The following is a 22,505-nucleotide window of genomic DNA, read 5'->3' as shown; positions in this document are numbered from 1 at the left end:
GTAAATATTTGTTAATTGCGAGTAAAAAAAACATATTTTTGTAGTAACAGATTTTTAGAGGTTAATAAATAGATGACAGAAGGTAAAAGCATAAACTTACTCAAAGCAGCAAAGGAACTTAATATTGGTATAGGTACTGCAGTGGAATTTTTAAGTAAAAAGGGTTTTGACGTAGAAGCAAAACCTACAACAAAATTAACTGGAGATATGTATGGCGTTCTTTCGCGCGAATTTCAAGGTGACAAAATTGCGAAGGATGAAGCGAAGCAGATTGTTATTGGAAAAATTCGTCGTGATGAAACTCCTTTGGGCGGAAGTGCAACCGTACCTCAAGATTCTATAGCCTCTAAAAGAGAAGATCATGCTGATGATTCGGAAGAGATCCTAATCAAAAATGTAGCAACACCTGCCCCTGTAGAAAAGGAAGAGACAGAAAAGCCAGAGAAAGTAGAAGAAAATACAGCTGGAGGACATCTTAAGGTCGTAGGCAAAATTGATTTGGATAGCTTAAATAAAGGGAAGGCAAAGAAGAAAGAAGAAGTTGTCGAGAAGTCAGAAGTCAAAGCAGAACCTGTTAAGGAGGTCGTAAAAGAAGAGCCTAAAGCAGTTGAGGCACCTAAGTCGGTAGAGCCAGCTAAACCTGAAGTGAAAGAAGAACCAAAACCTGCACCTACGCCAGCTCCTGCGCCAATAGCACAGAAGGAAGAGGTTGTGAAACCTGTAGAAGAGGTGAAGCCTGTGGTTGAGAAACCAGAACATAAAATTGAAGTTAAAAAGGAAGAAATAAAGGTGGAAAATAAACCTGTTATAGAATCTAAACCTGCAGAAGAGCAAAACGAAGTGATTCGCGCTCGTTCTGAAAAACTGGAAGGACCAAAGGTTATCGGTAAAATTGAATTACCGACCTTCAAACCTAAAGAGAAGCCTGTGGCTTCATCGTCTAATGCGAATCAAGACAATAAGCGCAAGCGTAAACGGACAAATAAACCGGGTATGCCTATCTCTCCAAATGAGCAGGGAGGACAGCACGGTGGAAATCAACAAGGTGGTCAGGGGCAACACAGACAGGGTGGCTTCCAACAGGGCGCTGGGGGTCAAGGACAGCACAGACAAGGTGGCTTCCAACATGGTGGCGGACCGCGTGGTAATAATAACAACAATAATCGTCCAGGAGGCGGAAATGCTCCAGCTGGAAGAGGAAAGTTTGACCCAAGAAATAAGGGACCAAGACAAGATGCTCCTAAAGGAGAATTGTCGGAAAAAGAAATTCAAGACCAGATCAAAGCTACGCTTGCTCGTTTGAGCGGAGCGGGTAAATCGGGTAAATTCGCACAACGTGCCAAACTAAGAAGACAGAAACGTGACGATGTAGCTTTATCTGCGGAAGAAGCAGCAATGGAACAAGAAATGATGTCAAACGTATTGCGTGTTACGGAATTTGTAACGGCAAATGAATTGGCTAATCTAATGGATGTTCCTGTGACTAAAGTTATCGGTACATGTATGAGCTTAGGTATGTTTGTGTCGATCAACCAACGTCTGGATGCTGAAACGTTAGCTATCGTAGCGGATGAGTTTGATTATAAAATTGAGTTTATAAAACCAGAAGACGAAGAGACTACAGAACTTGAAGAAGCAGATAATGAAGATAACTTGATTCCTCGTGCTCCGATTGTTACTGTAATGGGACACGTCGATCATGGTAAAACGTCTTTATTGGATTATGTCCGTAAGGCAAATGTAACTAAAGGTGAAGCAGGTGGTATCACGCAGCACATCGGTGCATATGCAGTAACGCTTGACGGAGGTCGTAAGATAACTTTCTTGGATACGCCAGGTCACGAAGCCTTTACAGCGATGCGTGCACGTGGTGCGAAAGTAACAGATATCGTTATTATCGTGATCGCAGCGGATGATGCTGTGATGCCTCAGACAAAAGAAGCAATCAACCATGCTCAGGCAGCTGGTGCACCAATTGTATTTGCATTCACTAAGGTGGATAAGCCGGGGGCTAATGCGGATAGAATCCGTGAGCAACTATCTGCAATGAATATTCTTGTGGAAGATTGGGGCGGTAAATTCCAGGCACAGGAAATCTCCGCAAAAACAGGTGAGAACGTAGAGCTATTACTAGAGAAAGTATTGTTGGAGGCGGAGATGTTAGAGCTTAAAGCGGATCCTAAGAAACGTGCCGTTGGTTCGGTAATCGAGGCAGCATTGGATAAAGGACGCGGTATCGTAACTACGGTAATGGTACAGGGCGGAACACTACGTGTGGGAGATGCAATTCTAGCAGGATCGCACTCTGGTAAAGTGAAAGCTTTGACAAATGAACGCGGCGAACGTGTGAAAGAGGCTGGTCCTTCGGTACCGGTTCAGATTTTGGGTATGTCGGGAGCTCCTACAGCTGGTGATAAGCTATATGTTATGGAGAGTGAGTCTGACGCTCGTGTTGTAGCGAACAAACGCTTACAATTACAACGTGAGCAAGGTATGCGTGCTACGAAACACATTACCTTGGATGAAATCGGCCGTCGTCTGGCAATCGGTAACTTTAAAGAACTTAATATTATTGTTAAGGGTGACGTGGATGGATCTATCGAGGCACTATCTGACTCATTGTTGAAACTATCTACGGATGAAATCCAGGTTAATATTATCCACAAATCTGTGGGTGCGATCTCGGAGTCGGATGTGTTATTGGCTTCTGCTTCAGATGCTGTAATCATCGGTTTCCAGGTAAGACCTACACAAAATGCGCGTAAACTAGCAGAGAACGAGCAAATTGATATCCGTCTGTACTCAATTATCTACGATGCAATCGAAGAGCTTAAGTCAGCGATGGAAGGTATGTTGGAACCTAAGTTTGAAGAGAAAATCGTTGCGGAAGTTGAAATCCGTGAGACATTCAAGATTACTAAGGTCGGTACGATTGCAGGATGTATGGTTACAACGGGTAAAATCGCTAGAAATAATGATATCCGCATAATCCGCGATGGTGTAGTAGTACACACAGGTCGATTGGCTTCATTGAAACGCTTTAAAGATGACGTGAAAGAAGTAACACACGGTTACGAATGTGGTCTTCAGATTGACAAGTATAACGATATACAAGTTGGTGACATCGTTGAAGCATACGAACAAGTTGAAGTAAAACGTAAACTGTAATTTACATTAACGAATATCAAAATCCCGGTCAGCAATGATCGGGATTTTTTGTTTAGATACCAGGTAATAGAAAGTTTTAATGGCTTATCATAACTATTTATTTGATTTAAATTTTTTAAGACTCTATCTTTAGCACTATGTATAAGTTCAGGATATCGGATATTATCAAACATCCCAATAATAATATTTCTATTCGCTTTCAAGACCTTTCGGGTTCCTTTCCGACTTATAAGGCGGGACAATTTTTAACACTTTGTTTTCAATTTGGCGAGCGGGAAGTACGTAGGTCATATTCTTTTAGTAGCTCACCTGATGTAGATGAACCTTATGAGGTAACGGTAAAGCGAGTCGATAATGGTGAAATATCGCGCCTGTTACATCATAGTACAGCTGTAGGAGATGTAATCGAGGTCATCGATCCACAGGGCCTTTTTGTGTATGAGCCCGAAACCGATATTCAAAGGACCGTATTTTTGTTTGGCGCTGGAGTCGGAGTGACGCCGCTATTCTCCATTCTGAAAACGGCATTGACCCGCGAAGTAAATAGTAAAGTGGTACTTATCTACAGCAACAGCAGTAAGGAGTCTACGTTGTTTTATGAAGAGCTACTACAGTGGCAGGAAAAATATCCGGATCGGCTGAAGATTGAATTTATTTGGTCGAATAAGAAGAATCTCCTAAAAGCGAGACTGAACAGGGAATACCTGATCGAATTGGTCAATGCTAATATGGAGACTGGAGTCGAACCGGTGTTCTACACCTGTGGACCGCTATTCTACATGGACCTCTGCCGGTTTACGCTATTGGGAATGGGATTCCCGGACGAGACCATTAAGAAGGAAACATTTCACTTTCCTGAAGAGGAAGAGGATGAGGATGAAAAAGAGGAAGAACCAGTAGATATGACAGCTTATGATATTGTCTTGAAATTTAATGGACAATCGTATCCGATGACGATTCCTTATAATAAAAGTGTCTTGGATGTGGGCTTGGAGCACAAACTAAAATTGCCTTATTCCTGCAAGTCTGGAATGTGCAGTACATGTATATCTCAGGTGCATCAAGGTGCTGTCAGGATGGATTATAACGAGATACTGACAGATCGTGAGGTCGGAAATGGACGTTGCCTGATCTGTACATCTCATCCTATTGAAGATGGGACTATAATCGAAGTATTGTAAATAGAATAGTTATGAAAAGAATAATCTGGATTGTTTTATGTCAACTGTATGTTGTGATCGGCATGGGGCAGGACATCTACAAAATAACTTATCATTATTTTAGGGATGGAGCGATGATAAAGCAAGATCCTGTAATTGTGTATGCTTCCAAAGGCAAGACAATAATCTCTAAGCAAAGTGTAGTGGATGGAAATGCCAGGTATCCTTATGAGGAGTCTTACATAGCTTTTGATGATTGGAAAGTGATTAAGCAGTCTGCACTATCGGCAGATAAAAAAATAGCAACAGTGGACGATCAGGCATTCGCACGTTATAGCTATACTATTACGGAGGAAAGAAAGAATATTTTGGATAGGGAGGTGCGTAAAGCAACAACTTCGGTAAACTCGAACGCAATAGAACTTTGGTACAATAATGATCTGGGAGTCAATGCCGCTCCGAATGATATGGGACTTGATCTAGGGCTGGTAATGGAATATAGACGTAATGGAAATTCAGGGCTGGTGGCGACGGGCGTAGAACGTATAAAATCCTGGCCCGCAATATTGAAATTTCCGAAGACCGACGCGCTGTTAGATGAATTGACCTATAAGGATGTACTGTGGAAGAGCCGCTTTGTACAGATTCCTATTTTTAAGAATGAACAGATATGTTTTCAACCAGGAATCAAATCGGACTCTGTAATGCGGTTTGCCGAAGGTACCGTAATCATGAAGCGAATCCGTGTGCCAGAAATATCAGATAACAGTCAGGCTTTTATAGAGCTGGTCGAGAAATCTAACGGAGATGCTTACGATAGGACAGGATCTGTATTTATGATAGCAGAAGATCAGAGTCAAAGTTTTTTGGATGGAATGAAAAATGGGATGAAGACATTGCCTGCTTATGAGAACGGTGATGGGCAGTCTTATTTGGGAATGGTTCGTATGTTAGGTTATTCGCCAATATTTGAACTGATGCGTTTCTTTACGCCTTTTGGTGTTTCGCATTTTAATGGACGTCTGGCTTTGAAAGATAAGACCTGGCAGGATAGTGTGACTTATAGACAGGATGTGTCGGAATTTTTGAAGGTAATGGGTGGCAAAGAAGTCTATATTGGCACTTATATCGGAAACTATGATAAGGGCGGACATAAAGTGAGTCTGGAGTTAACGATACATCCGGGAGGTTCAAACTATGCAAAGGACGTAGATATGATGGCACTGTTCAACACGACAAATGTGATGGAAATGGGAGGACAGGGATATCCAACATTGTTTGGTCAGGAAAAGGGGCTGGAGTTTGAGTTTACTTTAGATAAAGACATTAAGAATGCGAAATTGCGCTATATAACGACTGGTCATGGCGGACGGGGGAATGGTGATGAATTTGTGCCTAAGACTAATACGGTGTATCTGGACGGTCAATCTGTTTTTCAATTTACGCCGTGGCGTGTCGATTGTGGAAGCTATAGATTGTATAATCCGGTGTCAGGAAATTTTGAAAACGGACTGTCGTCTTCTGACCTAAGCCGATCCAACTGGTGTCCCGGTACGATCACGTATCCTCTGTTTATCGATCTGGGAAACCTAAAAGCGGGTAAACACAACCTCCGCGTGAAAATACCGCAAGGACCGAAAGAAGGAGATAGTATTAGCTTTTGGAACGTAAGTGGAGCGTTATTATTTGATAAAGACTAAGGACAATAATACGGATGAAATATATTTGGCTAATCCTTCTATCACTGGTATCTGAGCTAGGTGTCACTAAAGCTCAGGAGCCGGTAAAAATGGGAAAGCTCAAGAGCCCAAAGCTGACGGAAGTGTCGGGAATAGTTTCTTCTTGCACGCATAGTAACTTATTTTGGGTACACAATGACAGTGGCGATAAAGCAAATATTTATTTGATTGATACCCTAGCCGATCTGAAAGCTACAGTCCATCTTGCGGGAATTAATGTGGTGGATGCAGAGGATATTGCATCTCTAATGATCGATGGAGTGCCTTATCTATTGTTGGCAGATATGGGAAACAACCTACGAAACCGGGATACTTTATCTCTATTTCTATTTAAGGAGCCGGTATTGGACAAATTGAATAAATCTTATGTGGTTGCTCGAGAGGATATTATGGAGATTAAGTTCAGGTATAAAGATAAAAGAAGAGATGCCGAAGCACTGTTTGTTGATCCCATTGACAATATGATTTATATTATTTCGAAACGGGATTTTAGATCTACATTGTTCAGAATGTCCTTCTCTGATGCAAAATTAGGAGCGGTGTTGGAACTGTCACCTTTGATGCAGTTGCCACTGACCTTTGCGACTGCAGCCGATATACGGCAGGATGGTCGATATATAGCCATTAAAAATCTGACTTCTATTTTTCTATGGAGGCGGGACGAAAATCAAGATATACTTTCTGCATTGAAACGCCCCTACACGTTAGCTCCTTATGAAATTGAACCTCAAGGGGAAGCCATTTGTTTCGATCGAAATAAACGTCGTTTTTATACTATTTCTGAACGTCCTTTTGGATTAGATTCTTATCTTTATGCGTATGAATATTAATTTTGCCCGCTACATTCTGGTAGCCACTTTTTTTATTGCAGGCTTACAACTGAAAGCTGCTCAGGTCGATACAATAGAAGTTTTTTCGGCAAGTATGGGGAAGAAGATAAAGACTGTGGTCATATCTCCGGATGCGAAGGGAAAGCCAGTCCCAACGTTGTATCTCCTACATGGATATTCTGGTAACTATTCTAATTGGGTGAATAAGGTGCCTTATATCAAAACACTGGTAGACCGGTACAATTATATGGTGGTCTGCCCGGATGGTGGATATGGAAGTTGGTATTGGGATGTAGAAGGAGATAAGAATAATCAATATGAGACCTTTGTCGGCAAGGAACTGGTGGCTCATGTAGAGTCGCATTACAATGTGTGCCAAAATAGGGAGAGTAGAGCGATCACTGGATTGAGCATGGGAGGACATGGGGCATTCTATATCGGTATACGGAATCAGGATGTGTATGGTGCATTGGGGAGTACTGCGGGAGGTGTTGATTTTAGACCATTCCCGAATAGTTGGGAAATTATCGAAAGATTGGGAACATATGCAGAACACAAAGAAGCTTGGGATAGTCATGTGGTAATGGAGATGTTGCATCAGATTAAACCCAATAGCCTGAAGCTTTTTGTGGATTGCGGTACGGATGATTTTTTCTATACGGTGAATCAGAAGCTTCATGAAAAGATGACTTATCTTAATATACCCCATACTTTTGTATCTATGCCTGGAAAACATAACTGGGATTATTGGAGCCAGTCTATCCAATTACAAATGGCATTTTTTGATCAGTTCTTTAGAAATTAAGGCTTTAGTTCTTCCTACCTATTTGTATGCGTATACTATTTTTAATTAGTAGCCTAGTTGTATTCAGCTATTTTAACACCTTTGGTCAAGATAAAAATACCATTAGCGGTTATGTAAAAGACGCCTCTTCAGGTGAACTTTTGATTGGAGCAGTGGTACAGGTTAAAAACACACAATTATCGACAGCGACCAACAGCTATGGGTATTTTTCGATGGATGTGTTAGAGAATGAGGTTGACATAATTGCCTCATTTGTTGGTTACAAACCTTTTTTTATTAAAGTCAATGTCTCGAATAAAAAGAGGCTGGCAATCGAACTGGAACCGCTGGATAATATGCTAGAAGAGGTGGTTATATCCGGAAAGAAACGAAATAATAATGTAACTGATGCCCAGATGGGGGCATTGAATTTTACCATGGAAGAGGTTAAGAATGTACCTGTACTCTTTGGTGAACGTGATATATTGAAGACGATACAGATGTTGCCCGGAGTGGCTAAGGGTGGTGAAGGTTCTTCTAACTTCTACGTACGGGGTGGCGGCGGAGACCAGAATCTTATCCTGTTGGATGAGGCTACGGTGTATAATGCCTCGCATCTGATGGGCTTTTTCTCTACATTTAATTCGGACGCGATCAAGGATGTGGCTCTGTACAAAGGAGGGATACCGGCTCAGTATGGAGGCAGGGCTTCTTCTGTGTTGGACATACGGATGCTGGATGGAAATAATAAGAAATTTGCCGCTGAAGGAGGGCTGGGGTTGATCGCATCGAGACTTAAACTGGAAGGTCCCATTGTCAAGGATAAGAGTTCGTTTATGCTATCCGGACGACGGACTTATGCCGATTTGTTCCTGAAGCTTTCCAGTGATGAAAAAGTAAAAAAAAGCAAGCTATATTTTTATGATCTAAATGCCAAGGCAAATTATAGATTTGATGATAAAAACACGTTGTATGTTTCTGGGTATTTTGGGAAAGATGATCTAGGTTACGGCGACCTTTTTAGTTTCGATTGGGGCAATGCTACCGCTACGGCGCGATGGAATCACGTATTCAGCGAAAAATTGTTTAGCAATACAACGTTGATATATAGCGATTTTACCTATAAAGTGAATGTGTCGAGCGACGATACTAAATTCAAGATTGCTTCTAAAATTGAAAATTTCAACTTAAAGCAGGATTTTTCTTACTACCGTAATAATAGGAATACTTTCCGGTTCGGTATACAGGGACTACGCCAAAAGATATCCCCTGCAAGTCTGGATGCTGGGGACAATTCTTCGGTCAATTCTATTGATATTGAAAAGCGGTATGGTATCGAAGCCGCGGCTTATGCTTCGCATGAATGGAAGCCTGCTGACTGGCTTTCGCTGATTTATGGACTGCGTTTTACCGATTTTATGGTTCAGGGACCTGGAACCTTCTATGATTTTGATGAAGACGGTGATGTGATTGGTGGTAAGGAGTATGGTAGCGCTATCATAAAGCATCACTTGAATCTTGAACCACGGTTGTCAATGTCGTTTATCCTGAATCCGAAGAATAGTATTAAGCTCTCTTACAATAGGATCGTGCAGAACCTGCACCAGCTGACAAACACAACATCATCACTGCCTACGGATCAGTTTGTATTGAGTAGCATAAATATTAAGCCACAATATGCCGATCAGGTAGCTGTTGGTTATTTTCGCAATTTTGCGGATAATGCGTATGAGCTATCTGTAGAATCCTATTATAAGTATATGGGCAATCAGATTGACTTTAGAAACGGAGCTGACCTGCAAGCTAATAAATACTTAGAAGGAGAGTTGTTATTTGGAGAAGGCAGAGCCTATGGTTTGGAGTGGCTGTTACGGAAGACTCAGGGAAGATTCAATGGATGGATAAGCTATACGTTGGGAAAAAGCGAACGGCAGTTTGATCTGATCAATGATGGTAAGTGGTTTAATGCACGGCAGGATAGAACGCACGACATCTCTGTGGTAGCGATGTACGAACTGACCAAGAAATGGAGCCTTGGGGCTAACTTTGTTTACTATACCGGTAATGCTATAACTTATCCAAGTGGCAAATACAGCGTGAATGGTAATACAATGTTCTATTATACGGAGCGAAATGGGTATCGGATGCCAAACTATCATCGTTTGGATATTTCAGCTACTTACGAACCTAAGCCACTCCACAAGCGCTTTCATTCTAGTTGGTCTTTTGGTCTATACAATGTATACAATCGAAAGAATGCCTATATTATTGACTTCAGGGAGAATGAGAACAATGCAAATATTACGGAAGCATATCGTATCGCATTATTTGGGGCTATCCCTTCGGTGACTTGGAACTTTAAATTTTAACTATGAAATTGCTCAGATTCTATATATTATTAAGTGTTGCCTTTTTAATGGTTTCTTGCGAAGACCTAATAGAGGTGGACTTGAACAGTGCTAATCCTAAGGTTGTCATCGAGGCAGATTTGAACGATTTAAGTAATAGACAGGTAATCCGGGTGTCGCGGACTGTTGATTTCAGTTCTCCCATATCCAGTGAAGCTATTACTGGCGCGAAGGTCACGGTGATGGACAGCAAAGGGAAATTGTTCGATTTTGTGGACAAAGGGGATGGTATCTATGTAAAGGAAGGCTTTAAGCCAGTGGTCGGATTGTCTTATGATCTAACGGTAAAGGTTGGGGAGGAAGCCTTTCAGTCTTCAACCAAAATGAATCCCTTTGTACCGGTGGATTCAATCGCTGTAAAGGAGGAGACTGTTTTTAGTAAGACGTATTACTCTGTGGTTTTGAAATTTGAGGATCCTATCGATATTCCCAATTATTATAAATATGATATCGCTATAAATGGGAAGGGGTTTAAGTTTGCGAGTGCTTATAGTGATAAATTCAATGACGGGCTATATGTCTCCCATCAGGTAACGGATAGGGATAATTCTATTGAACTGGGAGATAGTGTGGTCGTGCGGCGCCAATGCGTGGCTAAAGAGGTCTATACATACTGGAATCAGATCCAGATGATGAATCCCGGTAGTGCGGCACCTGCAAATCCTACTTCTAATCTATCAAACGGTGCTCTAGGGTATTTTAGCGTGAGCAGCGCCAAGGAGTATGGCGTTAGGATAGTAAAAGAGGATGACTAAAGTATATCGAAGGTAAATCCTTTTTTTAGAAAGTGTTCTATTACTTTCGGTAATGTATATTTCACGCGAGGAATGGCTTTTAAATTGTCATGGAAGACAATGATAGAGCCATTTTTTGTATGCTTTAAAACATTGTTGTAACACTTCTCCGGACTAAGATTTAGGTCAAAATCGCCTGATAGGACGTCCCAATAGATGAGCTCAAAGTCTTTTTTTAAGATATTGATTTGTGATTTTTTTGCGCGGGCATAGGGAGGTCTGAAAAGATTAGTCTGCGTGTGGGTCTGACATAAGCGAACATTCTCCATATAGCTATCATCGGGAGTATCCCAGCCTTTAAGGTGATTGTAAGTGTGATTGCCAATGCGATGCCCCTCCCGCAGGAGTCGCTGAAAGATATCAGGGTGCTTAACAATATTGGCGCCCACACAGAAAAAAGTAGCCTTAACCTGATATTCTTTCAATACGTCCAAAATCCAGGGCGTAATCTCAGGAATGGGGCCATCATCGAAGGTTAAGTATATCTTTTTATCTAGACGGGACCGGTTCCAGGTTACGGAAGGATACATCCAGCGCAGAAAAAAAGGTGCATTGACAAAATACATTTCAGATTCCAGTATTAATTTACCAAATTTAAGTAAAGATTATTAACCTAGTAGCTTCAAATATAAGAACAGGGACTGTTTATGAAGAAGTTTTTTAAATATTTTGAGCTTTCTCTGGCTGAGCAGCGCGGTTTTATAATGCTCAGCGTGCTTGTTCTGTGTCAACTGGGAGTACCTTATCTGTACGATGCGATTCGGAAGGAGGAACCGCTTGATTATGAACTGGTCTTCTTAGAGCAGGATGATAGACAGGGTGTTGACGGTTTTGAGAAAAGAAAAACGAATGTAGGACCTAATAAGAAGCTTCTTCCAATCACTGCTTTTGACCCTAACGGTCTGTCTATAGAAGAATGGGTACGCCTAGGACTATCAAGTAAGCAAGCGCAGGTGATCAAAAACTACGAAGCGAAAGGTGGAAGGTTTTTAAGTAAGGAGGACCTGGCCAAGATGTATACCATCTCGAGATCCCAATACGAACGATTGGCACCTTATATACAGATTGATAAAAGCAGGCTGATAGATAAAAGCAGGGTAATGTCTGCGCAAGAGGCAAAAATAGAGAAAGCAGAGGATGGAGCGAAAGCTACTGGAAAGAACCTACCGCTGATTGATATCGCGACTGCAGATAGTACAGATTGGGTTGCCTTGCGAGGTATAGGTCCTGTCTTTGCCAAACGTATTCTCAATTACCGGTATGCGCTAGGTGGTTTCAGTAGTATAAAGCAGGTAGCAGAAGTGTATGGGGTACCTCCAGAGACCTATGATGCTATTGAAGGGCAGTTATATCTTGCGCCTGCTACGGCTGTGCGGAAAATAATGATAAATAGCTGCACTATCGATGAGTTGGCAAAACATCCCTACATCTCTAAAAAACAGGCGCAGTGGATAGTGAATTACCGAACACAGCACGGAGCTTATAAGAATTTAGAAAGTTTAACAGGAATTGAGCTGTTGGATAGAGATTTTTTGCGTAAAATTGAACCGTATTTAGAATTTTAAATAAAATGTTAGAACATAAACTACGGACAGTCATTCGCGATATTCCTGATTTCCCAACTCCTGGAGTTGTATTTAAAGATATTACTCCCGTGTTGAAAGATGCCAGCCTCTGTCTGGAAATTGTAGACGATTTGGTCGAGAAGCTAGAAGGGATAGAGATTGATGTGATAGCGGGGGTGGAGAGCCGAGGTTTTTTGTTCGGATTGATGTTGGCAACAAGATTGGGTATTCCATTCGTCCCAATCAGAAAGCAAGGAAGGTTGCCCTATAAAACCATATCGGAATCGTATAAATTGGAATACGGCCAAGCTACAATTGAAGTGCATGAGGATGCTATAGAAACAGGTGCGAAAGTGTTAGTACATGATGATTTGCTTGCGACAGGAGGTACCGTTGTAGCAAGTGCTAAGCTCATTGAAAAGCTAGGTGGTGTGGTGGTTGGGTTTTCGTTTATCATAAGTTTGGATTTTCTCAAAGGCGAAGGCCGGCTAACCCGTTTTAGTGACAATATTATTTCTTTGGTGAGGTATTAGGATTATTCGTTCTATTTTTTATTTTTACGGTTTAAAAAAATATAATATATGGAATGGATCACTGACCCACAAATCTGGATTTCTTTTTTAACATTAACTGTACTGGAGATCGTACTCGGTATAGATAATATAGTCTTTATATCTATCCAAAGCGCTAAACTGCCAGTCGAACAGCAAAAGAAAGCGAGACAGATCGGTCTTTTGTTGGCATTGGTCATGCGTGTGCTACTCCTGTTCTCGATTAAATGGGTCATGGGACTTACCGCGCCACTTATTAATCTCTCCGAATGGTTTGACTGGCATAACGAGAAGTATGCACGATATTTTGTGCTTTCGGGACGTGATTTGATTCTTTTTATTGGAGGTTTGTTTTTGATTTATAAAAGTACTACCGAAATACACCATAAAGTAGAAGGAGAGGTTGAGGCTACATCGACAACTAAAAAAGTCGTCTCTTTTTCTTCGATTATCATACAGATACTCATTTTGGATTTGGTATTCTCATTAGACTCGGTTATTACTGCGGTAGGTATGGTTGATCAGATAGGAGTAATGATTGCTTCGGTTGTCGTAGCTGTAGGTATCATGTTGTTGTCGGCAGAATCGATTAGCAAATTTGTAAATGACTATCCATCGGTGAAGATGCTGGCTTTAGCATTTTTATTATTGATTGGGGTCTCACTTACGGCTGAAGCTTTTGATCAGCATATTCCAAAAGGATATATTTACTTTGCGATGGCGTTTTCAGTACTGGTAGAGTATCTCAATATCAAGTCCCAGAAAAAGGCACTAAAGAAAAAGGAAAATGGATAATTTAAAAAGGCCGGTCTGCAAAGACCGGCCTTTTTAAATGAAATATGACTATTCTAATATACCTGTAATTCTATAATGTTGGGCTCCCAACATATACACAGACTGTAGTTTATCTATAGTATAGCTTTTACCTTTGATGTATTCCAGGTTTTCTGAAGTATTGTACAACAGATTTTGTGTCGATTTTTTAATACTGAATTCAGTAGGGATATTATCTACATATACAATTTTGAGCGATGACAAATCAACGGTAGAATCTGTAAAGGTATAGACAACCGTATTGCCTGTGCTGTCCTTTTGAAAGGTACCCCGATAGGCTGCTTTGTTAAGGTCTACAGCTAGAAAGCTGGTTAACTCTTTGTTCCAATCCGCGATGACTAGCTCTTTGGTTTCGAATATGCTATCCTTGAGTACCGTCTTTTTTATCTTGGGCTTTGTCGTGTTCAGCAATACTATTTCTTTCTGGAAAAAAGAAGGTACATCAAACTCTGACGTAGTCAGATTGCCTTTTTTTTCCGCTGAAGATGATTCACAGGAGAAACTAAGCATTACACCAAGACCAAGAAGTCCCAGTGTAATGGTGTTTCTTTTTTTCTGATAATTAGTATACCAAGACATCGCCAGTCATTTCTGTTGGAATGTTTAACCCTAATAATTTTAAGACTGTAGGAGCTACATCGCCAAGTTTACCGTCTTTGATATGCGTATAGTCTTTATCAATCAATATACAAGGCACGAGATTGGTGGTGTGAGCAGTGTTGGGCGAACCATCATCATTGACCATAAACTCGGAGTTACCGTGATCGGCCAATATGATGAAAGAATAGCCATAAGCGAGGCCTGTCTCTACCACCTGTTGCGTACAGCGGTCTACAGTCTCTACTGCTTTAACTACAGCATCAAATACCCCCGTATGTCCTACCATATCCGGATTGGCAAAGTTGAGACAGATAAAATCAGGTTGGTTATTTCTGATATCCTCAGAGATAGCTTGCGTGATTCCAACGGCACTCATCTCCGGCTGTAGATCGTATGTCGCCACTTTTGGCGAAGGTATCAATAGACGACGCTCGCCCTCGAATTCCTTCTCCCGTCCTCCTGAAAAGAAGAATGTAACGTGTGGGTACTTTTCGGTTTCCGCTATGCGAACCTGAGTTTTTCCTTGCGCTGCGAGTGCTTCGCCAAGCGTTTGCGAGAGATTATCTTTTTCAAATACGACGTGTACATTTTTGAAAGTCTCATCGTAGGCCGTCATTGTCACATAATAGAGATTCAAAGGAACCATATTATAAGCAGGGAAAGCTTCTTGTGTGAGCGCTATAGATATCTCACGTCCACGGTCTGTTCTAAAGTTGAAACAGATAACAACATCACCATCAGTAATAGTGGCTACAGGCAAGTTATTGCCATCCACCATAACAATAGGCTTGATAAACTCATCTGTGATTCCCTCTGCATACGAGTGCTGTACGGCAGCGATAATATCTGTTGTGTGTGCACCTGTACCTTGGGTGAGTAGGTTGTAAGCTTGTTGTACGCGCTCCCAGCGATTGTCTCTATCCATCGCATAGTATCGTCCGATGGCAGATGCGATTTTTCCGCAGGAATGTGCGAGATGCGCTTGCAAATCCTGTAGATAGCCGACACCTCCATTAGGATCGGTATCACGGCCATCCATAAAGGCATGTATGAATACATTGTCGTTTGATAGGCCAAATGTCTGCGCCGCATCACACAAGGCTTTGAGATGGTCGATATGCGCATGCACACCACCGTCGGATAGCAGTCCTATAAAGTGTACCTTTTTGTTATTTGTACGGGCATATTCAAATGCTTTCTGTATGGTAGGGTCACTGTTAAAATCCCCTTCACGTGCAGCCTTATTGATACGGCCTAGTTCTTGATACACTACGCGACCTGCGCCAAGGTTCATATGACCTACTTCAGAATTACCCATTTGGCCATCAGGGAGGCCTACGGATTCGCCCGATGCTTCGAGTTTAGAGTTCGGGTAGGTCGACAGCAATTTGTCTAGAAAAGGTATCTGTGCGGCACGGACTGCGTTTGAATTATCTTCTTTGCCATACCCTAATCCATCCAGGATGAGTAAGGCTACTTTCTTTTGATTTGAATTGTTCACACACAAATATAATAATTTTAAAAGACAAAATTTTGATTAAACCTGCTTTAAACGTCGTAATTGTGGCATAGTTTTGGTTGAGTACTTAGCCTTTTAAACCGTGTTATTATACTTTATTAGCTATAGATGATGCTGACCAAGAAATCTATTTTTAGTGCTATTCCTGTGTTTGTACTGTTGTGCGCGTTTCAGGCAACCGATATCAATAGCATCGTCATTCAAGCACTAAAAAGTAATAATGCAAAAGCTTTGACAAAGAGTTTTTCATCATCCATCACGCTTTCGATTAATCGGGAGGAGCAGGTGGTCACAAGGTTTCAAGGGGAATTACTGCTGTCTGATTTTTTTAGACAGCACAAGATTACGGAGGTAAAGCGTGTCACAGCCGCAGGCAACAGCCCGTCCAATCGTTATTTTATTTATAGTATTAAAACTACAAAACGAAATTTTCGTGTTTTAGTCAAAGTGATTGAGTTGAAGGGAGCTGCATCGATATCAGAGCTGCGTATAGAGTAATAGAGGAGGAGTTAAAACACAATTATTTTTTAGAATAAATTTATTTTATTCATCTTAGCTTAATATTTGACGCTAATTAAATGGATCAAGAGTATAAGAAAGAGTTGAGCGATTTTGTTCAACAGGCTTTGCAGGAAGATGTTAGAGATGGAGACCATACTTCTTTGGCGGCATTGCCAGAGGATAAACTGGGTGAAGCAAAATTGTTGGTAAAGGAGAAGGGTATCTTGGCTGGCGTAGAGGTAGGAGTAGAGATATTACGTCAGGTCGATTCTTCACTACAGGTTGAAGTCTTTATTGAAGATGGAAAACAAGTAGAAGTTGGAGATATTGTATTGATAGCCAAAGGTAAGATTCATTCTATTCTAAAGGCTGAGCGTCTGGTATTGAATGTGATGCAGCGTATGTCCGGCATTGCTACTCGAACAGCCGAGTATGTCAAGGAACTAGAAGGTACCAATGCACATGTTTTAGATACGAGAAAGACAACGCCTTTGCTTCGGTTTTTAGAGAAGAGAGCTGTTGTAATAGGAGGTGGAGTGAACCATCGGTTCGGACTATATGATATGATATTGATTAAGGATAATCATGTCGATTATGCAGGTAGTGTGTCTGCCGCAGTGAATAATGCGGTGGAATACAAAAAGCGTACTGGTATAGATATTCAGATAGAAGTAGAGGTCCGTAGTTTTGAAGAATTGAAGGAACTTCTCCAATGTACTGGTGTAGACCGTGTGATGTTCGATAATTTTGTGCCTGATGACGTACGCAAAGCCGTAGAACTAGTGGATGGACGACTGATAACCGAAGCATCCGGTGGAATTACCTTGGATACGATCCGTTCATATGCAGTGACAGGGGTAGACTTTATATCTGTAGGTGCATTGACGCACTCTGTTAAGAGTCTTGATTTGAGTTTAAAAGCTAAACTTATTTAATAGGATTTAATGATTTCGATTTACTTAGTAAGTATAGTAATTCTTGCCTATTTATTTGGTTCCATACCTACAGCTGTATGGTTTGGTCAGGCTTTTTATGGGGTAGATGTTAGGGAGTACGGTAGTGGCAATGCTGGAGCGACCAATACATTTCGTGTATTGGGAAAGAAAGCCGGTGCTATCGTTATGTTTGTAGATATTTTTAAAGGTTGGACGGCGACAAATCTACCTTACCTATTGGATACAACAATCGTAGGAGATTATAAGTCACCGCATTTTGTCAATTTTCAATTAGCTCTTGGGGTAATTGCTGTTCTGGGGCATTTATTCCCTTTATTTGCTGGGTTTAGAGGAGGCAAAGGTGTAGCGACCTTGTTTGGGATGGTGCTCGCTATACATTGGCCAGCGGCGCTGTGCTGTGTGTCGGTATTTATCTTATGTCTGCTCATTACACATTATGTTTCGCTAAGTTCGATTTCTGCTGGATTTACTTTTCCGATAAGTCTGGCATTAATATTTAAAACTACAGTGCCCTCAATTATGCTGTATGCTATCGCGATATGTGCTTTAATATTGATAACACACCAGAAGAATATCGAACGCCTGCTAAAAGGACATGAATCCAAGATTTATTTGTTCAGGAAAAAGAAGGAGTAATTAAACTTTTAGGCATACGGTTTGTTTTAAAAAATCTAGTAGAGAGAGTCAATATCAAATAATAAGTTTATACAGATGAAAAAGCTATTTAAATACACGGCGATTTTGTTGATTGGAGCAACATTCGCTGGTTGTGCTACTTCAGCAATCACGGGTAGAAAATATCTTAAATTAGTGGATAGTAGTACAATAAATGACCAAGCAGCCTTGGCTTATAAGGAGTTTTTGTCCAATTCTAGTACCAAAGTCGTCACAGGGACAGCTAATGCTACCGCTGTAAAACGCGTAGGTAACGATATTGCGGCAGCTACTATGCGCTTTCTTAAGGAAAGGGGGATGGCAGATCGCTATAACTTCAATTGGGAATTTAATTTGATTCAGAATGATGAAGTGAACGCTTGGTGTATGCCCGGTGGTAAGGTAGCTGTATTCACAGGGATTCTACCATTTACAGGTACGGATGCCGGTTTGGCAACAGTGATGGGACATGAAATTGCTCATGCTATTGAAGAACACTCTGTGGCACAGGTTTCTAACAAAATCGCAGCTCAGGGTATTGGACAGATAATCGGTGTGGCTTCTGCTACTACAGATAATAAATGGCTCGACGCGCTTAATCTGACTTATGGAATCGGAGCGCCTATAGGTATGTTAAAATTCTCTAGAGATGACGAATTAGCGGCAGATAGAGCAGGATTGATCATCATGGCGATGGCAGGATACGACCCCAATCAGGCGGTTAAGTTTTGGGAGCGTATGGCAGGCGCCAAGTCTGGAAATCAACCGGCAGAGTGGACGAGTACGCACCCTAGTGATGCAAGAAGAATCACACAGCTCCAGAGTCTAATACCTGAAGCGATGAAGTATTACAAAAAATAAACTTTCGCAAAAGCTATAGAAACAGCAACCAGGTAAATGGTTGCTGTTTTATTTTTATAGAAATAGTATCTTTGCGACACGTATTAAAAAATGCTATTTATGTCAACAAAAGAAGATAAGATTGCAACTTTTGACCCCTCTCAACCGGGATTAGCAGATGCAAGTATTTATGGATTGCCTTTTTCGGCAGAGGAGAGTGAAATTATTATTGTTTCCGTGCCTTGGGAAGTAACAGTAAGTTATGGTGCGGGAGCTTCTGAAGGGCCAGAAGCCATACTGGATGCTTCATTTCAGGTGGACCTATTGCATCAGGAATTTCCAGAGTTGTGGAAATTGGGGATCTATCTAGACGAAGGGCCAGCACATTGGAAAACAAATAGTGCCTTGTATAAGGAGATGGCTCAGCCGATTATCGAAGCCTTGGAGAATGGGGAGGTTGTGGACGATAATCCCACTTTAAAAGCAGACTTAGCTAAAATAAACGAAGCTTCCGCAGTACTCAATGCCGAGCTTAAGGAGCTTGTTACTTCATGGATAAATAAAGGCAAGAAGGTTATCTTATTGGGTGGAGATCATTCTACACCTTATGGATATTATCAAGCCTTAGCGTCGATTTATGGAAGTTTTGGTATATTTCATTTTGACGCGCACATGGATTTGCGCATTGCATATGAAGGTTTTACCTACTCACATGCTTCCATTATGTACAATGCTATACAACTGCCAGAGGTATCTAAATTGGTCCAGGTTGGGATCCGTGATTTCTGTGAGCAAGAAGTGGCGGTTGTCAAAGGTTCGGATAAAGTGAAAGTCTTTACCGATGCTGATTTGAAAAAAGGACAATTCGAGGGCAAGACCTGGCAAGAGCAGGTCGACGAAGCCATCGCTTTATTGCCGGACAATGTAGCCGTAAGTTTTGACATTGATGCCCTTTATCAATGGTACTGTCCAAATACAGGGACACCTGTACCGGGTGGACTCTCTTATGAACAGGCTGTGTATGCATTAAGCCGTCTTGCTGAATCCAACAAGAAGATCATAGGTATGGACTTGGTTGAAGTCGCTCCAGGTGAGGATGAATGGGATGGTAATGTAGGTGCGCGCTTATTGTTCCATATGTGTGGCGTGTTGGCAAAAAACAACGGCCTGGCAGTTGGAAACAAAGTCATATTTTAGGCTTTTATGCGTATTTACCTTTGATTTTGTTATCTTTAGGCGAGTTTTGAAAATATTCACTAAATATTTCAATATTCAGACTCTTAAAACGAAAAATTAATAATACTTCAACAGAAACTATGTCTTCTAAGATTATTTACACCAAAACAGATGAGGCGCCACTATTGGCAACTTATTCCTTTTTACCGATTGTACAAGCATTTGCAAAAACTGCTGATATTGACGTTGAGTTGAGAGATATTTCATTGGCTGGACGTATTCTTGCCAATTTTAATTCGTATTTGAAACCAGAGCAACAGACTGTAGATGCTTTGGCAGAATTGGGACAGTTAGCTACGACACCTGACGCGAATATTATTAAGTTACCGAATATTTCGGCTTCTATACCTCAACTGAAAGCGGCTATTGCTGAATTACAGCTTGCAGGCTATGCAATACCTAATTACCCAGACAACCCTTCTAATGATGATGAAGAGAAAATCAAAGCAAGTTATGCTAAGGTTTTAGGATCAGCAGTGAATCCGGTATTGAGAGAAGGAAACTCGGACCGTAGAGCTCCAAAAGCGGTAAAGAACTATGCGAAGGCAAACCCACATCGAATGGGGGCTTGGGCAGCAGATAGCAAAACTAAAGTTGCCTCTATGACAGAGGGAGATTTCTATGCAACAGAGCAATCGGTGACTATAGAAAAAGAGACTCAATATAAAATAGAATTTGTCGCCGCAGACGGATCCGTAAAAGAGTTGAAAGGCTTAGCTCCATTGAAAGCAGGTGAAGTTATTGATTCTTCTGTAATGAATGTTGCTAAATTAAAAGACTTCGTTGCTGCTACCATTGCAGAAGCGAAAGAAGCTGGAGTCTTATTGTCAGCACACTTAAAAGCTACCATGATGAAGGTCTCAGACCCTATTATCTTTGGTGCTATTGTAGAGGTATATTTTAAAGAAGTATTTGCTAAATACGGTGAGTTGTTTGCTTCTTTAGGTATCAATAAGAATAATGGCTTGGGCGAGGTATTCGCTAAAATAGCGGGTAACGAAAAAGAAGGTGAAGTTAAAGCGGCTATTGAGTCTGTTATTGCTAACGGCCCTGATTTGGCTATGGTTAATTCTGATAAAGGAATCACCAACTTACATGTTCCTTCTGATGTGATTGTTGATGCTTCTATGCCTGCGATGATCCGTATAGGTGGTAAAATGTGGGATAAAGCAGGTGCAGAACGTGATACCATTGCGATGATCCCTGACCGTTCGTATGCAGGTGTATACGAGGCTATGATCGAAGACTGTAAAGAAAATGGTGCTTTAGATCCTAAAACAATGGGCTCTGTTCCAAACGTAGGTTTGATGGCACAGAAAGCAGAAGAATACGGTTCTCATGACAAGACGTTCCAAGCAACTGCTAAAGGAACAATCCGTGTTGTCGATGCTAATGGCGATGTATATATGAGCCAGGCTGTAGAAGCGGGCGATATCTTCCGTATGTGTCAAACAAAAGATGCTCCTATTCAAGACTGGGTTAAGTTAGCAGTTAACCGTGCTCGTCTATCAGCTACGCCAGCAGTATTCTGGCTGGATGAAGCTCGTGCACACGATAGAGAGATTATCAAGAAAGTAGAGAAATACCTAGGCGATTTTGATACAAATGGTTTAGATATATTTGTAATGTCTCCAGTAGAAGCTACAAAATTCTCACTAGACCGTATTCGTGAAGGTGAAGATACTATCTCCGTAACAGGTAATGTTTTACGTGATTACCTTACCGATTTATTCCCAATCTTAGAAGTTGGTACTTCAGCTAAGATGTTATCTATCGTTCCTTTAATGAATGGTGGAGGTCTATTTGAAACAGGTGCCGGTGGTTCCGCTCCTAAGCACGTTGAACAATTCTTAGAAGAAGGTTATTTACGTTGGGATTCATTAGGTGAATTCTTGGCTTTACAGGCTTCTTTCGAGCATTTGGCACAGACACAGAACAATAGCAAAGCTCAGGTGTTGGCAGATGCGTTGGATGAGGCAAATGCATTATTCTTAGCTAATGACAAATCTCCGGCACGTAAAGTTGGACAGATAGACAACCGTGGTTCACATTTCTACCTGACATTATACTGGGCTCAGGAATTGGCAAAACAAACTAAAGATGCTGATTTAGCAACTAAATTTGCAGCATTGGCACAAACGTTGACTGCCAATGAAGCTAAAATCAATGAAGAATTGATTGCTGCACAAGGTAAAGCACAACAAATTGGAGGATATTACTTCCCTAATGATGAGCTTGCTTCTACAGCGATGCGTCCTTCAGCGACATTGAATACAGCGATTGCCGGAATTTAATAATCTGTAATCCAACATAATCAAGTCTCTCTATTTAAGGAATAGAGAGACTTTTTTTGCGCACAAAAAAGC

Annotated in this window: 19 protein-coding genes; 16 read left to right on the top strand and 3 right to left on the bottom strand. The window is 41.2% G+C overall.

Annotation, left to right across the window (positions count from 1 at the left end; all coding sequences use genetic code 11):
• The first annotated feature begins 72 nt into the window (after positions 1-72).
• The 7 genes from infB (at position 73) to JKG64_RS04290 (ending at position 10,844) form a co-directional block, all read left to right on the top strand.
• A complete protein-coding gene (infB, locus tag JKG64_RS04320; protein ID WP_210353102.1) occupies positions 73-3,168 on the top strand; it encodes a translation initiation factor IF-2 in 3,096 nt (1,031 codons plus the stop codon).
• A 137-nt stretch (positions 3,169-3,305) separates the two neighbouring features.
• A complete protein-coding gene (locus JKG64_RS04315) occupies positions 3,306-4,349 on the top strand; it encodes a ferredoxin--NADP reductase (protein WP_210353101.1) in 1,044 nt (347 codons plus the stop codon).
• A gap of 11 nt (positions 4,350-4,360) precedes the next feature.
• Complete coding sequence (locus JKG64_RS04310) at positions 4,361-6,028, top strand: PNGase F N-terminal domain-containing protein (RefSeq protein WP_210353100.1); 1,668 nt, start codon at positions 4,361-4,363, stop codon at positions 6,026-6,028.
• Between the two features lie 14 nt (positions 6,029-6,042).
• Positions 6,043-6,897, top strand: coding sequence for a hypothetical protein (locus tag JKG64_RS04305; protein ID WP_210353099.1), 855 nt, complete (start codon positions 6,043-6,045; stop codon positions 6,895-6,897).
• Positions 6,887-7,702, top strand: coding sequence for an alpha/beta hydrolase (locus tag JKG64_RS04300; protein WP_246512473.1), 816 nt, complete (start codon positions 6,887-6,889; stop codon positions 7,700-7,702). The genes JKG64_RS04305 and JKG64_RS04300 overlap by 11 nt, the downstream gene beginning before the upstream one ends.
• Before the next feature lie 26 nt (positions 7,703-7,728).
• A complete protein-coding gene (locus JKG64_RS04295; protein ID WP_210353098.1) occupies positions 7,729-10,050 on the top strand; it encodes a TonB-dependent receptor in 2,322 nt (773 codons plus the stop codon).
• Positions 10,051-10,052: 2 nt separating this feature from the next.
• Positions 10,053-10,844, top strand: a complete 792-nt coding sequence (locus JKG64_RS04290; protein WP_210353097.1) for a DUF4249 domain-containing protein — start codon at positions 10,053-10,055, stop codon at positions 10,842-10,844.
• Here the strand turns inward: JKG64_RS04290 and JKG64_RS04285 are convergent.
• Positions 10,841-11,449: a polysaccharide deacetylase family protein gene (locus tag JKG64_RS04285; RefSeq protein ID WP_210353096.1), complete on the bottom strand. Its 609-nt coding sequence runs from the start codon at positions 11,447-11,449 to the stop codon at positions 10,841-10,843. The two genes, JKG64_RS04290 and JKG64_RS04285, sit on opposite strands and share 4 nt — an antisense overlap.
• An 81-nt stretch (positions 11,450-11,530) precedes the next feature.
• On the opposite strand from JKG64_RS04285, the gene JKG64_RS04280 reads away from it, so the two are divergent.
• The 3 genes from JKG64_RS04280 to JKG64_RS04270 are packed head-to-tail and all read left to right on the top strand — an operon-like array spanning position 11,531 to position 13,794.
• Positions 11,531-12,448, top strand: coding sequence for a ComEA family DNA-binding protein (locus JKG64_RS04280; protein ID WP_210353095.1), 918 nt, complete (start codon positions 11,531-11,533; stop codon positions 12,446-12,448).
• A gap of 5 nt (positions 12,449-12,453) precedes the next feature.
• A complete protein-coding gene (locus JKG64_RS04275) occupies positions 12,454-12,981 on the top strand; it encodes an adenine phosphoribosyltransferase (RefSeq protein ID WP_210353094.1) in 528 nt (175 codons plus the stop codon).
• A gap of 48 nt (positions 12,982-13,029) precedes the next feature.
• The gene (locus tag JKG64_RS04270) at positions 13,030-13,794 is read left to right on the top strand and encodes a TerC family protein (protein WP_210353093.1); all 765 of its coding nucleotides are present in this window, start codon (positions 13,030-13,032) and stop codon (positions 13,792-13,794) included.
• A gap of 48 nt (positions 13,795-13,842) precedes the next feature.
• Here the strand turns inward: JKG64_RS04270 and JKG64_RS04265 are convergent, their stop codons facing one another.
• Positions 13,843-14,412, bottom strand: coding sequence for a hypothetical protein (locus JKG64_RS04265; RefSeq protein WP_210353092.1), 570 nt, complete (start codon positions 14,410-14,412; stop codon positions 13,843-13,845).
• Entirely contained in the window at positions 14,396-15,934 is a 1,539-nt protein-coding gene (gene gpmI / locus JKG64_RS04260; RefSeq protein ID WP_210353091.1) for a 2,3-bisphosphoglycerate-independent phosphoglycerate mutase, read from the bottom strand. Before gpmI ends, JKG64_RS04265 begins: the two co-directional genes overlap by 17 nt.
• Before the next feature lie 126 nt (positions 15,935-16,060).
• Between gpmI and JKG64_RS04255 the strand changes: the two genes are divergently transcribed.
• The 6 genes from JKG64_RS04255 (at position 16,061) to JKG64_RS04230 (ending at position 22,433) form a co-directional block, all read left to right on the top strand.
• Positions 16,061-16,450, top strand: coding sequence for a DUF4783 domain-containing protein (locus tag JKG64_RS04255; RefSeq protein ID WP_210353090.1), 390 nt, complete (start codon positions 16,061-16,063; stop codon positions 16,448-16,450).
• Between the two features lie 80 nt (positions 16,451-16,530).
• Entirely contained in the window at positions 16,531-17,388 is an 858-nt protein-coding gene (nadC, locus tag JKG64_RS04250) for a carboxylating nicotinate-nucleotide diphosphorylase (protein WP_210353089.1), read from the top strand.
• A 9-nt stretch (positions 17,389-17,397) separates the two neighbouring features.
• Entirely contained in the window at positions 17,398-18,045 is a 648-nt protein-coding gene (plsY, locus tag JKG64_RS04245) for a glycerol-3-phosphate 1-O-acyltransferase PlsY (RefSeq protein ID WP_210353088.1), read from the top strand.
• Between the two features lie 75 nt (positions 18,046-18,120).
• On the top strand, positions 18,121-18,924 hold the full coding sequence (locus JKG64_RS04240; RefSeq protein WP_210353087.1) for a M48 family metallopeptidase: 804 nt from the start codon (positions 18,121-18,123) through the stop codon (positions 18,922-18,924).
• A gap of 99 nt (positions 18,925-19,023) precedes the next feature.
• Positions 19,024-20,100, top strand: coding sequence for an agmatinase family protein (locus tag JKG64_RS04235; RefSeq protein ID WP_210353086.1), 1,077 nt, complete (start codon positions 19,024-19,026; stop codon positions 20,098-20,100).
• Positions 20,101-20,219: 119 nt separating this feature from the next.
• Positions 20,220-22,433 (top strand): NADP-dependent isocitrate dehydrogenase, encoded by a 2,214-nt coding sequence (locus JKG64_RS04230; RefSeq protein WP_210353085.1) that lies wholly within the window; start codon positions 20,220-20,222, stop codon positions 22,431-22,433.
• The last annotated feature ends 72 nt before the right edge of the window (positions 22,434-22,505 follow it).

It is taken from the genome of Sphingobacterium tabacisoli, assembly GCF_017908035.1.
Lineage (GTDB): Bacteria > Bacteroidota > Bacteroidia > Sphingobacteriales > Sphingobacteriaceae > Sphingobacterium > Sphingobacterium tabacisoli.
This window is presented reverse-complemented; position numbering and strand designations above follow the sequence as displayed.